The following is a 15,129-nucleotide window of genomic DNA, read 5'->3' as shown; positions in this document are numbered from 1 at the left end:
GACGTGTGATGAAAAAGTTTTTCAAGAAAGTCGGCGCCTTCCTGCGCCAGACCTGGGTCTGGACCTTGCTGCTGGTGCTGTTCGTGGCGCTGCTGGTGTGGTTCGTCGGCCCGTTGTTGGCGGTGGATGACTACAAGTTCTGGGAAAGCGCGACCTCGCGTCTGCTGACCATCGCCGTGCTGTTCCTGATCTGGGGCCTGACCATGGTCTTCGTCAGCTGGCGCGCGGGCATCCGCAAGAAAGCCGTCGAAGAAACCGAAGATGGCCAGGATCGCATCCGTCGTGATGAACTGATCGAAGAAGAGCAGAAAGAGTTGAAGGCGCGCTTCAAGGACGCGCTGAAAACCCTGAAGACTTCGAGCCTGTATCGCGGCCGCAGCGAACGCTGGCGCAATGACTTGCCGTGGTACCTGCTGATCGGTCCGCAGGCTTCCGGCAAGACCAGTCTGCTGGACTTCTCCGGGCTGGAATTCCCGATCAACAAGATCGACCGCAAGCTGACCCGCGACACCCTCGGCACCCGTCATTGCGACTGGTACTTCGCCGACCACGGTGTGCTGATCGACACCGCCGGGCGCTACACCACGCAGCCGGACGCGGAAGTCGACGGCAGTGCCTGGACCACCTTGCTCGAACTGCTGCGCAAGCGTCGTCGCGGTCGTCCGTTGAACGGGGTGCTGGTGACCATTCCGGTGGAATCCCTGATCGGTGGCAGCGAGCAGGACATCGACACCCTGGCGCGCCAGGTGCGCGGTCGTCTGCAAGACGTCTATCAGAAACTGCACGTCGACGTGCCGGTGTATCTGGTACTGAGCAAGGCGGACAAGCTGCTCGGGTTCGACGAGTTCTTCGATCAACTGACCCGCGAAGAAAGTGATCAGGTGCTGGGTACCAGTTTCCGCAAGGATCAGGTCGGTACCGACGTGGCTGTGCTGCGCGGCGAGTTCGAAGAGCTGCTGCGGCGCCTGAACAATCAGGTGATCATGCGCATGCACTCCGAGCGCGATACCCAGCGCCGTGGCCGCATCCTCGACTTCCCGCATCAACTGGGGCAGATCGGTGAGCGCCTGTGCCTGTTCGTCGACATGGCGTTCACCGGCAACCGTTATCAGCGTGCGTCGCTGCTGCGGGGTTTCTACCTGACCAGTGCTCCGCACCTGACGCAGGAAATGGACGCGACCACCGCCGGCATCGGCGCCAGCCTCGGCATGAGTGCCGGCGTGCTGCCGACCCTGCGCAGTGGCCGTTCGCGCTTCATCCATCATCTGTTCAGCCGAGTGATTTTCCCCGAGTCGGATCTGGCCGGCCTCGACAAGCGTGAGCGCAGCCGCATCCACTGGGGCCAGCGTGCGTTGTACGTTGGCGCACTGGCGGCACTGGCGCTGTTCGGCATGCTCTGGGCCGGTGGGTTCTCGGCCAACTACGAGCGTCTGGAAAACCTGCGCACGCTGGCGCAGAACTGGACTCAGCAGCGTTCGGCGCTGACCCCGCGTGATGATGCAATGGGCGTGCTGAAAACCCTCGACACCAGCTATGCCGCGACTCAGGTGTTCCCGAAGAAGGGCGACGTCTCGTACCACGAGCGTGGCGGTCTGTATCAGGGCGAAGACGTCAATCCGGTGGTCAGGCAAGCCTACGAGCATGAGCTCGAAGCGCAATTGCTGCCACGGGTCGCGACGATGCTCGAAGGGCAGATTCGCGCCAACATGAAGGACCGCGACAAGCTGCTCAACAGCCTGCGTGCGTACCTGATGCTGAACATGAAAGACCGTCGTGACGCGGTGTGGCTCAAGGACTGGGTCGCCACTGACTGGTCGCAGCGCTACACCGGCAACACCGCGGTGCAGAACGGCCTGAACACTCACCTTGAGCGCCTGCTGAAGCAGCCGTTCATCTACCCACTGAACGATCAACTGGTGACTCAGGCACGTCAGGTGCTGCGCGCCGAATCGCTGGCCACCGTGGTCTACCGCATGCTCCGTGAGCAGGCGCGCAACCTGCCGGAATACCGTTTCAGCCAACACCTCGGGCCGCAGGGCTCGCTGTTCATCGGCACCGAATACGTGATCCCGGGCTTCTACACCCAGCAGGGTTATCAGCAGTATTTCTCGGTGCAGGGTTCGGCGCTGGTCACCGACATCCTGCGTGACAACTGGGTGCTGGGCGAAGGCGCGGGCATCAGCGACATGGACTTGCGTCGCCTGATGGTCGAGCTGGAACAACTGTACTTCCGCGACTACGCCAACTACTGGAGCGAGGCCGTTGGCCAGGTGGCCTTGCCGCCGATCAGCGACGCCGGTGAAGGCGCCGAGCAACTGGCGGGCTTGACGTCGGCCAACTCGCCGGTGCTGGCATTGCTCACTGAAGTGCGCGAGAACACGCGCTTCCCGGCTGCTGCCGATCCGGTGGATGAAGCCGGTGATGCTGCCGATGCACTGGCAGGGCAGAAAGGCAAACTGGGCAAGGTCGGCAAACTGGCCTCGGCGGTCGCCGACAAGGCTTCGGCGCTGAACGTGGCGAAGAGCCTGCCGGACACCGCGAAGAAATCCCTGCAACGTCGCTTCGAGCCGCTGCATCGTTTGCTCGACGACAACAACGGCCCGGCCGCTGACCTGACCCCGGCCATCAGCGCGCTCAACGACCTGCAACTGCAACTGTCCGGTCTGGCCCGTTCCAGTACGCCGGAACAAGCCGCGTTCGAAATGGCGAAAACCCGCATGAGCGGCCAGCGTGATGCGCTGACCAACCTGCGTGCGGCCTCGGGTCGCCTGCCGCGTCCGCTGAGCGTGTGGTTCAACGTGCTGGCTGAAGACTCGTGGCGCCTGGTGCTCAACGACGCTTACCAATACCTGAACGGCCGTTATCAGAACGAGCTGTACAGCGTGTATGGCAAAACCATCAGCAAGCGCTATCCGTTCAGCGCCAGCAGCACCAGCGACGTGGCGATCAGCGACTTCCGTGAGTTCTTCCGCGCTCAAGGCACCGTCGACCGCTTCTTCGACAGCTACATGCGTCCGTTCGTCAGCGGTGATCCGGGCAACTACCGGATGCGCAGCGTCGACGGTCACAGCCTGCCGGTATCGAAGATGTACCTCGACCAGATGGCAGCAGCCCTGACCATTCGTCAGAGCTTCTTCTCGATCAATCCGGCCGAGCCGACCGTTCAGTTCAAGCTGGAGCCGTACACCCTCGACCCGGCGGTCAGCCGTTCCGAGTTCAAGTTCGGCGACAAGACCATGGAATACCGCCACGGTCCGATCCTGCCGATGACGTTCAAGTGGCCGACCGATGCTGAAGACGGTCGCACCAGCCTGGTGATGGACAAGATGGCGGGGCGTCCGATCGGCATCGAGAAGAACTCCGGCCCATGGTCGCTGTTCCGTCTGTTCGATTTGATGCAGACCGAGTACCTGACCGGTCGCGACGTGCTGGTGCTGAAAGCCGACGTGGGTGGCCTGCGCGCCAACTACCTGCTGACCAGCCAGCGCACGCCGAACCCGTTCGACATGGGCGTGCTGCGCACCTTCCGTATGCCGGTGCAGCTCTGATGCTGGTGGCCAGTCCCTGGCGCAGCGCGGCGCGAACCGACCCGGGCAAGGTGCGGGCGCGCAACGAAGATGCCTTCCTCGACAATCCGCAGCAGGGGCTGTGGGTGGTCGCGGACGGCATGGGCGGTCATCAGGGTGGCGACATCGCCAGCCAGTTGATCGTCGCCAGCCTGGCTGAACTGCCGCAACACGAGGACTTCGACGAACGCCTCAAAGCCATCCGCCAGTGCCTGCACTGGCTGAACCGGCGCTTGGGGCAAGAGTTGACGGTCACCGCCGGGCGTCACGACAGCATCATGGGCAGCACCGTTGTGGCGCTGCTGGTGGAAGGCAACCGCGCGGCCTGCATCTGGGCCGGCGACAGCCGTTGTTACATGTGGCGCGGGCAGCGGCTGTATCAGCTGTCCAAGGATCATTCGCTGCAGCAGCAACTGATCGACGAGCAACAGATGAGCGTCGAACAGGCGGCAGCGCACCCGGCGGCTCAGGCGTTGACCCGAGCCGTCGGTGCGGCCGAACAGCTGACCCTGGATGTCCTCGAACTCGAGGTCTATCCGGGCGATGCGTTTTTGCTGTGCAGCGATGGTTTGTATCAGGGCCTGAGCAGCGATGCCCTCGGCAACGCCCTCAGCCTCAGCGCGCCGCATGTGGCGCTGGAACGTCTGTTCGACGGCGCCCTGCGTGGCGCCGCCCGGGACAACCTGACTGCCGTGGTGATCCGCCAATGACTGAAATCGAATCCTCAGTCGATGACTTGCTGATGAGCGAAGAGCAGGCCAGCAACCTGACCTACTTCGCCTTCGCCAAGGCAAACAACGCCGAGCCGTTGCTGGCGCCGACCAAGGCCAGCATCGGTGCATTGCCGGACGTACTCGCCGGCCGCTACCACCTCGAGCGTCTGCTCGGGGCGGGCGGCATGGGCGCCGTTTACCGGGCGCGAGATCTGCTGCACGAGCAGTTCGGCGATCCCGACCCTTACATTGCGCTGAAAATCCTCAGCGAAGAATTTGCCGAATCGCCGGACGCCAGTGCCTTGCTCTACAGCGAGTTCGCCCTGACCCGACGCCTGCGCCACGACAACGTCGTGCGTGCACACACTTTTGAAGTCGACACCGACTGCCAGCGGGCCTTCATCACCATGGAATACATGCGTGGCCTGACCTTGGACAAACTGCTCTGCGAGCGGCCCCTCGGCCTGCCGTGGAAAGAAACGCGCGACATCGCGCTGCCGCTGCTCGATACGCTGGCCTACGCCCACCGTCGCGGCGTGCTGCACGGTGACATGAAACCGAGCAACGTCATGCTCAGCGAAGACGGCCTGCGCCTGTTCGACTTCGGTCTCGGCCAGGCAGACGAGGGCGTGTTGCCCGGCCTGCCGCACCTCAGCCGCGAGCGTTTCAACGCCTGGACCCCGGGCTACGCCGCCCCCGAACTGCTTGAGGGCCAACCGTTGTCGGCCAGCGCGGACGTGTACGGCGTGGCCTGCGTGATCTATGAACTGGCGAGCGGCAAACACCCGTTCCGCCGCTTGCCCTCGACCCAGGCCCGCGACGAGCACCTGGAGCGCGAGCTGCAAGCCCCGGCGAACCTGCCGAAACACGGCTGGCCAGCGCTGCGAACCGCGCTGAGCTTCAATGCGGCAGAACGCACCATCACTGCCGATCAATTGCGTGACGCCTTGGGCGCCACTTCGTCCTGGCTGCAACGGTTGCGACTTCGGGCGTAACGGACGACATTCGAACAGGGAGCGCTTTATGTTCAACCCAGCTAACGAAACCCACTTCAGCCTCAAGGTCGAAGACTACGTGGGCGACCTGCAAGTGCTGTCGTTCACCGGCACCGAAGGCATCAGCCAGCCGTTTCGTTTCGACCTCGAACTGGTCAGCGAAAACCCCGATCTGGACCTGGAAAAACTCCTGCACAAGCAGGCGTTTCTCGCATTCGATCCACAGGGCTCGGGCATTCACGGCCAGATCTACCGCGTCGCCCAAGGCGATGCCGGCAAGCGCCTGACCCGCTACAAAGTCTCGCTGGTGCCGCAACTGCAATACCTGCATCACCGCACCAACCAGCGTATCTACCAGCAGATGTCGGCACCGAAAATCATCGCGCTGATCCTCGACGAACACGGGATCAAGGGCAACGCCTACAGCTTCCAGCTGAGCCAGCCGTGCCCGGATCGCGACTACTGCGTGCAGTACGACGAAACCGACCTGCACTTCGTCCAGCGCCTGTGCGAAGAGGAGGGTATTCACTACCACTTCCAGCACAGCGAAAAAGCCCACCTGCTGGTGTTCGGCGACGACCAAACGGTGTTCCCCGACCTCGGCCAGCCGACCGCCTACATACAGGGCAGCGGCATGGTCGCCGAAGAGCCGGTGATCAAAGGCTTCAAACTGCGTCTGGAAACCCGCACCAGCCGCACCACGCGCCGCGACTACGACTTCGAAAAACCGCGCCTGCAAATGGAAGCAGCGTACAAACCGGATGGCGAAAGCACCGAACCGGATCTGGAAGACTACGACTACCCGGGCCGCTTCATCGACCGTGCGCGCGGCAAGTTCCTCAGCCAGCGCGCCCTCGAACGCCACCGCGCCGACTACCGTCAGGCCGAAGGTCGTGGCGACCAGACCAAACTGGTCAGCGGCCACTTCATGGCCATGTCCGACCACCCGCGCAGCGAGTGGAACGACCTGTGGCTGCTCACCGAAATCTTCCACGAAGGCAAACAGCCGCAAGTCCTCGAAGAAGGCGTGACCAGCGACACCACCGACAACAAGGACGACTTCCACCAGGGCTACCGCAACACCTTCCTCGCCACCCCGTGGGACGTGTTCTACCGCCCGGCCCTCGAACACCCGAAACCGCGCGTGCTCGGCAGCCAGACCGCCATGGTCACCGGCCCCAAAGGCGAAGAAATCCACTGCGACCAATACGGCCGCATCAAAGTGCAATTCCACTGGGACCGCGAAGGCCTGGCCGACGACAAAACCAGCTGCTGGCTACGCGTCTCCAGCTCCTGGGCCGGCGACCGCTACGGCGCCATCAGCATTCCGCGCATCGGCATGGAAGTCCTCGTCACCTTCCTCGAAGGCGACCCCGACCAACCCCTCGTCACCGGCTGCCTGTACCACAAGGAAAACCCGGTGCCGTACGCCCTGCCGGCAAATAAAACCCGCAGCGTCTTCAAAACCCTCAGCTCCCCGGGTGGCGGCGGTTACAACGAACTGCGCATCGAAGACAAAAAAGGCGCGGAGCAGATCTACATCCACGCCCAGCGCGACTGGGACGAAAACATCGAGCACGACCAGAAAATCCGCGTCGGTAACGAACGCCACGACACCGTGGTGAAGAACACCTACACCGAGCTCAAAGCCGAAGAACACCGCACCACGATTTCCGACCGCAAGGTTGAAGCGAAGCTGGATGATCACCTCACGGTTGGGCAGAACCAGCATGTGAAGCTGGGTACGGCGCAGCTCACCAGCGTGGGCAAAGAGATTCACCTTAAAGCTGGGGACAAGATTGTTATTGAGGCGGGGACAGAGCTGACCATTCTTGGGGGTGGGAGCTTTATCAAGCTCGATGGTGGTGGTGTGACCGTGGTTGGGCCGGTGGTGAAGATTAATGCGGGTGGCTCGCCAGGGAGCGGCACCGGGATCGGGATTAAACCGCCGGTGCTGCCGGGGGCGGCGGATAAGGATAAGGCGGGGAGTTTGATGGATCAGGCGTTGTTGAATGCGCCGCCTGAGAAGGTTAAGCCGAAGGCTTTTTTTGTGTTTTCAGAGTAAGGATGAAGCGAATGCTCAACATCAGAACATCTCAGGCAATGCAGCGATTCAAACGGGCTCCGCTGCTTATTGCTCTCTTGGTATTAAGCGCTTGCTCCCAAATGACGCTGGAGGAGCAGTTCACCGGTATTGAAACGTGCAACATCCATAACATTTTTCTCGACCCGGTTACCAACAAGCCAAGTGGCCAATATTTTATTGATAAAAAACTTGAGCCTTGTCGGGTTGATGAAGCAGCGTTTTATTGCGTGAACGATAAATTCTATGGTTTGACGGTCAGCCAGATTGCCATTCCGTATAAAGGCCCTTTCAGTGTTCACGCCATCTACTTGAATGAAAGTCCAGTGGTTGTTGAAGCCGCCTTACGTGAGCGCTTCAAAGACTTAAAAATAAATCAGAGTGAAGGTAATGCTCCGATTTTGATCGCCGACCCAAAGCAACAAGGAAGTTCGGTCTTCTACTGTGATGAGTACAGTGAGTAATCAATATGGAATATTTTAATCCAGGCGCGCCATTTCATTATACGAGTGCATGGAACCCTACTCGAGTGCATCCGGTGAGCGGGTTGGTCAGACCACACCGGGGTGAAGACTGGGCGGCACCCGCTGGAACACCCATTCCAGCAGCCGGCGCGGGAAAGGTTGTTTATAAAGGTGTCATGAATGGCTACGGCAATGTGGTCGTTCTAGAGCACGCGAATGGCGCTGAAATCGTGCATACGCTTTATGCACATATGCGCTCAGCATCGCCCTTGGCGATGGGGGCAGCGGTAGCAAAGGGTGGAACGGTCGGTCCGTGTGGCAACACCGGTATCGGAACCGGTGCCCATTTGCATTTTGAGGTTTTGAGGAACGGCACCAAAGGTCACCCCAACCTGGCGCAAGGTCATGCGACGGTGAACCCTCGTGGGTTCGATATCTCGAATCTGACGCATCCGGATAACGCAACGGCGGCCGCTCCTGCGGCAACACCTGCCACAACGCCTGCTGCCGCTGCGTCGACGCAAAAAATGAGCTTCCAATACCCGATCAGGAAGCATGGCGGCAGCCAGTTTGAGGATGCAGAGGAACTGTACAAAGCCTTGGAAGGCGAGACAGCCGGGCACTATTTGCTCGGAAGCAACCATTTCTGGCACGGTGGAATCCACATCACTAACGCCAGTGCACCACAGTGCATCAGGGATGAGCCTGTGCGCTGTATGGCCGATGGGGTAGTCGTCGCCTATCGCTTGAACAAGAACTATCTGACGTCGGATTTCGAACCGGCCAAAGGCTTGCAGTACTCCACTTCATTTTGTCTTGTTCGACACGAGTATGAATCACCCGCGAATGAAAAGTCCGAGGGGGTAAAAACCAATAAGCTGGTTTTCTTTAGTCTTTACATGCACGTGTTGCCCTATGAGCTTTATACGGCAGAAGAAGAGAAAGCCCCTAGAGTGGTTGCCGTTGTTAACGGTGGCTGGCCTGCTCGAACACATCATAAAGACGATCCACAAAGTAAGGTCGTGGAAAACATACCGTCGGGTGTCGAGTTTGAAGTACTAAAAGAGCAGCCGACGGCTGACGGTAAATACAATTTTGCTCAGGGCAAAATCCTCAAGGGCAAAATTGGTGAACTCAAGAAAGATGATGTCGTCTGGTTCGCTATCGAAGAAGACGGTCAGCCCATTAAGAACAGCAAAAACAAGGAACGCTTGAAAACAGTGCTCCCACCCGAGCGCAAGGTTCCTGGCTACTGGAAAGGCATGGTGGAGGCTACGATTACAGCTCCACGTGGTCTGAAAGTTCGAGGTGCTCCATCCGGCGATAAAGCAGGAGAACAAGTAGCTCCCGATCAAGTGCTGTGTACCGGAAGTACAATCCGCTTTGACAGTGACAAGATCAAATGGCTGTTAGTGGATGGTAAAAAGTACCCCATGGCAGAATGCACTTTCGTTCCGTCGGGAGGCACAGGCCTAAAGGGCGAGGGTGTTTTGCCTGCGACGTTCTGGTGCAGTGTGGACGATGTCGGGTCAGGTGCTGTTATCAAGAGAAAAAGCACAATTCCTACTGTTTTTGACAGTGTTGTGGTGTGTAATTCAGCAATCAAGGCGGGTGAGCCGATCGGTTATCTAGGTCTCTACGAAACACCTGCGGACGATAAAGGAAATATCAACAAGAAACATCAGGTTCACATCGAGATTTTCAGCTCGGATGAAAAACTTGAAGAGTATTTGAAAAACCCTGCGGCATTGGTTGAAGGCAAAAAATATCTGAAGTTGAAAAAGGGTCAGCTATTAGCTACCAAAGGTGGTACCGACGAGGCACCGGTATTCACGCCTCAGGAACCCGGGCTACCAGCAGATACATTAGTGCCCGTTGATCGCCCCACCATTATTAAAGACAGTGCAGGCAAGGAATGGGTTCGGGCCACTTTTCAGAGTGACGGCAAACCGCAAACCGGGTTTATCGAAAAAGAAAAACAAGAAATCATCTGCCAGCATGATTGGGAAAAGCTTGGCTTCAAAGTCATCAAAGAGAGCAATGCCACAGCCGACGGGTTTCTGGATCCAGGTGACATGCCCGCTTTCTTTAAGGAGCTGTATGCCAAGATTGATGCAAAAGGTACTCAGGATAACGAAGTTACGTCTGCTGAATTGCAAAGCGCTTTGCGAGATCCTGAGATCCGCAGCGAGTGGTCGAAGCTAATTGCTTACCATCCTACGGAATGGCAAGCGAAATCCAGTGAGCCCAAGTGGGAGCGGCTGAAAAAATTGATGAAGGACTCGCCTGAATTACTCAAGCATGAGCAAGAGCGAATAGATAAACTCGTGTTCTGGGATGAGATGGCAGGTGCCATGCAAATCCCATTACCAAGTCAGATTTATCATTTTCATCCGATAGAGTTCATTGGTAATTTCAAGGCCAAAGGTCCTGTTGCTCATGCTGGATTATTTACAGTCGCAGATGGCAAGGCCGCAATCAAAGTAATTTACGAGAAATACGGTAAAGAGATGGCGGTCATTATTGAGCGTATGTACCGCGATGAGACCGGCCACTTTGAGTCCGGTCAATACGCGCATTGCGGAACCGGTGGTATGGAAGCTTTTGGTCAACCTCCATACTATGGTTGGGACAGTTCTATTTTTGAGGCCAATCCTGAATACACCCCCACCGGTACGTGGTCGGCATTTGAAAACAAAGGGATGAGCGGGCAAGGCGGCAACGCACAAATCACCGACAAGAAGAAAGTTTTTGTCGTATTGCCTTCGGTGATAGCGGGGATGGAGTATAAGGCGGCCTATATCAAGCGGCACAATGGTCAGTGGGCACGCTGGCACTCTACCGATACGAATGTGCAAGCAGTATACAAAAAACACATTGAGGCGATTCGCGCTCGTTTTGTAGAAGCATTGGAGAAAGGTGAATAAATGAAGGTCATGAAATATAAACGTATCAGCTTGAACCTGTTTTTTGGTTTTGTTTTTTCGGCTTTCGCCAGTTTGGTGTTTGCAGGTAACGATGAAGCTGTTGATGCGCGCTCAGACAGTGCGGGTTGCTATGGGTATCTGACAGAGCTGGTTAGAAGCAGTAATTTTCCATTTCGTTATACAAAGAAAGAAAACATCAACTTGCTGATTGATGATGACAATGGAGAAAGAGTGCTCGCGCAGTTGCACTATGATACGTCGGGAGAAGGTATCGTCGGCTGGATCAAGTATTATGCGCAAGACAAAACCTTGTTTAATGCCTCGGCTGATCTGGATGAGCCGGTTGAATTGGTGTACGACAAAAAGTATTCAGAGCTTTATGAGAAGTGCGTTGCCAAGCTGAATAACTGACCGAAAAATAGCTTAACGGAGGACGGATTTATTTGAATCCGTCCCCTTCTTATCTTTACGTCTTCACTTCCTGCCTCGCCGCAGTTAACTCCTCCAGATGATCCAGCGCACGCTCCACCATAAGCTGCGCGCCATCGGCAATTCGGCTAAGGGCTAACGCTACGGAACGGTTGGGGCCTTCGACATCGTCGGCTAATTTGGCAGCGATGGCGCTGATGGACAACATGTCTTCGGAGGCGTTGGCCAGGAGGTCTTCCGAGTCGATGTCATTGGCGACGGTGAAGAGTCTGCCTTTGCGGCGTTTGGACTGTTTGTCGTTGGTAGGCGGGAAGGAGTGAAATAGGGCCAGACCACCTTTTAGTAGTATCCGAAAAACGTGGTCTGTCCCCAATTTCCCCAAATGGTGAATGGCGGCCAAAATGGATATGCGGACAGGAACAGTAGGTTTCAAGCACTCGCTGCACTTATGAACATTAACTAAGAGGTCGTTCTGCTATGCTCCGTGTATTTATGTTTGCTTTTGTTTTCCTTCTGGCAAACTCCAGCAGTGCGCAAGATGTAGACTATCTTCAGGGAACGGTAATCCAAGGACCATTTAGAACTGACGTCGTAAATGGGGGTGAATTATCATTCCTGCAGACGACGAGCGAGGAGTTTCCTGTTTCTCTGGTTCTGGATGTTGTTGGGGGCGACAATAAAAAAAATAGAAGTCTTGTCGATAAATACGATGTGGCTGGGTCAGACCCAAAAATTGAGTCGATTTTCTTTTATCCAGTTAAGGGTAAGAAAAATGTGCTTGTTTTGGTTTCTTGGGAAATTACGAGCAGAGGAATTAGAACGTACGGGACCCTTTATCAAGTTTATGGGTATGAAAAAAGTGCGGGCAATAAATTGGTTGTGAATAAGCTTGTCCGATTTGATAAGAATCTGAGTGGGATGGAAGGATATCAAGAAGGTGAGGAGCAACATTTTCCTTATGTTAATGCAGGGTTGATAAAATCTTATATCAAGAAAATAAATGGCGCTAAATAGCGATGGCTGCCAATGTTTTGCGTTTAATAGGGCAGGCTACTCTTTATTATGCGTGAACGTGGTTTGGCCCCGGCTCGCCGAGCGCAAAGCCTGAATGACTCAAGGATGAACACAGTGAACCGCTTTGTTTTTACGCTGTTGGTCGCACTACTACTGCCGGTTTCAGCGGCCTATGCGCAGGACGACTGCAGCCATGTAGCCTCAAGCCTGGAAATGGTGCCCTGCTCGGAGGCGGCGAAGAAGGCTGCCGATGCGCAGTTGAACGTTAGCTACAAGCAGTTGATGGCGCGACTTGAATCTGACTATCGAGCAGATCCGGCGTTGGGTGCAGAGTACGCGGCGAAGGTCAAAGAGTCGCAACGTGCGTGGCTGAAATTACGCGATGCGAACTGCCCTTTGGAAGCATTCGAGATCGAGACGGGGATGCCTGCGCATGTGTTCGCTGTTAACTCGTGCATCGCCAGAATGAGCCGCGAGCGCTCGGCGTATCTGGACAAGATTGTGCCGGCACAGTCGGCGCAGTTATCCGAAAAAGTCAGCGCCAGTAATGCTTGCCCATCCGAGGATTTCTTACCCTTCCTGGCAGTGTTTTCTGCCGATATCGAAGCACAGCGCCGGCTCACCGCGTTTACCGTCAAGTCGATGGTGTTAAAGCCAAAAGCCGAGCCGGGACGTTTCGAGCCTGTGACCACGGGCGAGAAGGGCGCCGGATTGGCCTATCCGTTGATGGCATCTATTGAATCTCGCAAAACGCCGGGTGTTGTGATTTGGGAATACGACGACAGCCACTCAACTGTTGTGGATCGACGCGCCGGCTGGAGCAACGTCAAAGTCTTCAATTTTTCCCGTCAGGCGTGCTGGGTGCTTGAAGGCGTTGAAGACTGGTCTATTCGCGAGAAAGACCTGCTCGCGGCGAGTACGCCGACTATGAGCAAGGAAGAAAGTCTCTGTTTCCAGCGTGCCGAGGCGTTCGAAGCATTGGGTGCACCGGAAGACCAGCCTCGCACCGTTGAGTTGTATGAGGCCACGCTGGAAAACTTGTTATGTGCAGCACACTCCGGAGACCCACTTGCCAGTTATAAAGCCGCTATTTTGAGCCTCTCGGGCATGGCGCCGCAGGTGCCAACGGATACTTTGGAGTCACTATTCAAAGCAGCGGCCACGACTTTGCCGAACGGTGCGATGGGACTTTCCGAGTTTTACTGCGATGGCAACGAACTAACATCCGACGGTCCCTGCAAAAATCCTGCGCTTGCAGAGCAAGCACTGATGGGCGCCGTAAAAATGGGCAATGCCAACGCGATCAGCAAGTTGGGATCTACCTTCGCTAGCGGCGAATGGGGTACCAAAGATCCATCTCGAGCCATGGCCTGTTACCAAATGGCCCTCGCGAAGGGTAGTGATGGCGCCCGTTTCGGTTTGGAACACTTGAAGAAAAACTCCTCCACACCAATCCAACCCAGCTACTGCTACTGACAACCCCCGAAACCCCACGCATTTCCTTTAAACTCCCCACCCCCAAGGAATGCTTTCAGGACACGGAATGCCAGCCCCCTCGACCTCGCTTCGCCCCGCGTTAGTGCTCTGGCTATACGCCGCCGCAATCGTGCACATTCTCGCCGGCCTCACCCTGACTTGGGCCGGTCACTCCGGTTTACTCGACGGCTATCTGCACACCCTCGAACTCGCATTCTGGGGCGCCGATGCGGTACCTGCCGCCGGCCACGAACAACAAGTCTGGTGGCTCGCGCTTTTCGGCGCGACGCTGCAAAGCTATTCGCTGTACATGCTCGCTCTGGTGCACTTGGGCAATCGCTTGAAAGCTCCAGCAGTGTGGGGATGGTTGATCGCCGGCATCCTGTTATGGGCGCCGCAGGACATGCGGCTCTCGGCGCAACAACAGGTCTGGTCGCACCTGTGGCTTGACGGTTTTGCGCTGCTGATGCTGTTGCCGCCGCTGATCTGGCTGTATCGCCATGACCGCCGGAAGTCTCCTGCAGTAAAGACAACGAGCCTGTCCAACTCGTTTGCCGGCGGCGCCTTCAAGCGCGTGCTGATCACCGGCGGCACCGGGTTTATAGGTGAAGCTTTAGTCCACCAGTTACTCGACGCCGGTCATTCAATTAGCGTTCTAACGCGTGATCCGTTGAGTGCCGCCACCTTGTTCAACGGCCGCGTCCGCTGTGTGCATTCGCTCAGCGAACTCAGCCACGACGAAGCCTTCGACGTAGTGATCAATCTCGCCGGCGCGCCCGTCGCCGGTCCACGCTGGAGTCCCAAGCGTCAGGCGCAACTGCTCGCCAGCCGAGTCGGCACCACCGAAGCGTTGATGACCTGGTTGAAGAACACCAAGCACAAACCAGCACTGTGGATCCAGGCCTCGGCCATCGGTTTCTACGGCGTACGCGATGCCAGCGAAAGCCTCGACGAACACGCCAGCAAGGGTGACGGTTTCATGGCCGAACTCTGCGCGCGTTGGGAAGCCGCCGCGCAACCGACCACTGAGTTTGGCGTGCGTCAGGTGGTGCTACGCTTCGGCGTGGTCTTCGGCCCGGGCGGCGCGTTGACGCCGTTGCTGCTGCCGTTCCGCTTGGGCTTCGGCGGGCGCATGGGCGATGGTCGGCAGATCATGAGTTGGGTGCATCGCGATGATGTGCTTCAGGTGATCGCAAGGGCTTTCGATGACGACAGTCTGCGCGGTACCTACAACATGGTGGCGCCGGAAACGGTCAGTCAGGCAGCGTTCGCCGAGCAGGCCGGCAAGGTCCTCAAGCGTCCGGTGTGGTTCCACATTCCCGCCGCGCCAGTTCGTGCGCTGGCGGGGGAGATGGCGCAATTGTTCTTCGACGGTCAACGTGTGGTGCCGCAGCGTTTGAGCGAGGCGGGCTACACGTTCCGCTATCCGACTCTTGACGCCGCGCTGCGCGATCTGGCCTGA

The 15,129-nt window shown here is 57.3% G+C and carries 11 protein-coding genes; 10 read left to right on the top strand and 1 reads right to left on the bottom strand.

Annotated features, from left to right (window positions below):
- The first annotated feature begins 8 nt into the window (after positions 1-8).
- From tssM to ABV589_RS14150, 7 genes are read left to right on the top strand one after another with little or no spacing between them, the layout of a single operon-like run.
- The gene (gene tssM, locus ABV589_RS14180; protein ID WP_367082091.1) at positions 9-3,548 is read left to right on the top strand and encodes a type VI secretion system membrane subunit TssM; all 3,540 of its coding nucleotides are present in this window, start codon (positions 9-11) and stop codon (positions 3,546-3,548) included.
- Positions 3,548-4,276 carry a PP2C family serine/threonine-protein phosphatase gene (locus ABV589_RS14175; RefSeq protein WP_003229555.1) on the top strand — a complete coding sequence of 243 codons (729 nt, stop codon included), beginning with the start codon at positions 3,548-3,550 and terminating at the stop codon, positions 4,274-4,276. The genes tssM and ABV589_RS14175 overlap by 1 nt, the downstream gene beginning before the upstream one ends.
- A complete protein-coding gene (locus ABV589_RS14170; protein ID WP_027610390.1) occupies positions 4,273-5,274 on the top strand; it encodes a serine/threonine-protein kinase in 1,002 nt (333 codons plus the stop codon). Before ABV589_RS14175 ends, ABV589_RS14170 begins: the two co-directional genes overlap by 4 nt.
- 28 nt (positions 5,275-5,302) lie before the next feature.
- On the top strand, positions 5,303-7,339 hold the full coding sequence (locus ABV589_RS14165) for a type VI secretion system tip protein VgrG (RefSeq protein ID WP_367082090.1): 2,037 nt from the start codon (positions 5,303-5,305) through the stop codon (positions 7,337-7,339).
- A gap of 11 nt (positions 7,340-7,350) precedes the next feature.
- Positions 7,351-7,821 (top strand): hypothetical protein, encoded by a 471-nt coding sequence (locus ABV589_RS14160; RefSeq protein ID WP_367082088.1) that lies wholly within the window; start codon positions 7,351-7,353, stop codon positions 7,819-7,821.
- Positions 7,822-7,826: 5 nt separating this feature from the next.
- Entirely contained in the window at positions 7,827-10,748 is a 2,922-nt protein-coding gene (locus ABV589_RS14155) for a M23 family metallopeptidase (RefSeq protein WP_367082087.1), read from the top strand.
- Complete coding sequence (locus ABV589_RS14150; protein WP_367082086.1) at positions 10,749-11,159, top strand: hypothetical protein; 411 nt, start codon at positions 10,749-10,751, stop codon at positions 11,157-11,159. It begins immediately after the preceding gene.
- Positions 11,160-11,214: 55 nt separating this feature from the next.
- On the opposite strand, the gene ABV589_RS14145 is transcribed toward ABV589_RS14150, so the two are convergent.
- Positions 11,215-11,550 carry a DUF6124 family protein gene (locus ABV589_RS14145; RefSeq protein ID WP_367086200.1) on the bottom strand — a complete coding sequence of 112 codons (336 nt, stop codon included), beginning with the start codon at positions 11,548-11,550 and terminating at the stop codon, positions 11,215-11,217.
- Between the two features lie 104 nt (positions 11,551-11,654).
- On the opposite strand from ABV589_RS14145, the gene ABV589_RS14140 reads away from it, so the two are divergent.
- From ABV589_RS14140 to ABV589_RS14130, 3 genes are all read left to right on the top strand, one after another.
- On the top strand, positions 11,655-12,191 hold the full coding sequence (locus ABV589_RS14140) for a hypothetical protein (RefSeq protein WP_367082084.1): 537 nt from the start codon (positions 11,655-11,657) through the stop codon (positions 12,189-12,191).
- A gap of 105 nt (positions 12,192-12,296) precedes the next feature.
- Positions 12,297-13,667, top strand: a complete 1,371-nt coding sequence (locus ABV589_RS14135; RefSeq protein ID WP_367082082.1) for a lysozyme inhibitor LprI family protein — start codon at positions 12,297-12,299, stop codon at positions 13,665-13,667.
- A gap of 67 nt (positions 13,668-13,734) precedes the next feature.
- The gene (locus tag ABV589_RS14130) at positions 13,735-15,129 is read left to right on the top strand and encodes a TIGR01777 family oxidoreductase (RefSeq protein ID WP_367082080.1); all 1,395 of its coding nucleotides are present in this window, start codon (positions 13,735-13,737) and stop codon (positions 15,127-15,129) included.

Origin of the sequence: Pseudomonas sp. HOU2 (assembly GCF_040729435.1) — a bacterium.
GTDB lineage: Bacteria > Pseudomonadota > Gammaproteobacteria > Pseudomonadales > Pseudomonadaceae > Aquipseudomonas.
Note: the sequence above shows the minus strand (reverse complement) of the source record. Positions and strands in the feature narration are given on the sequence as shown.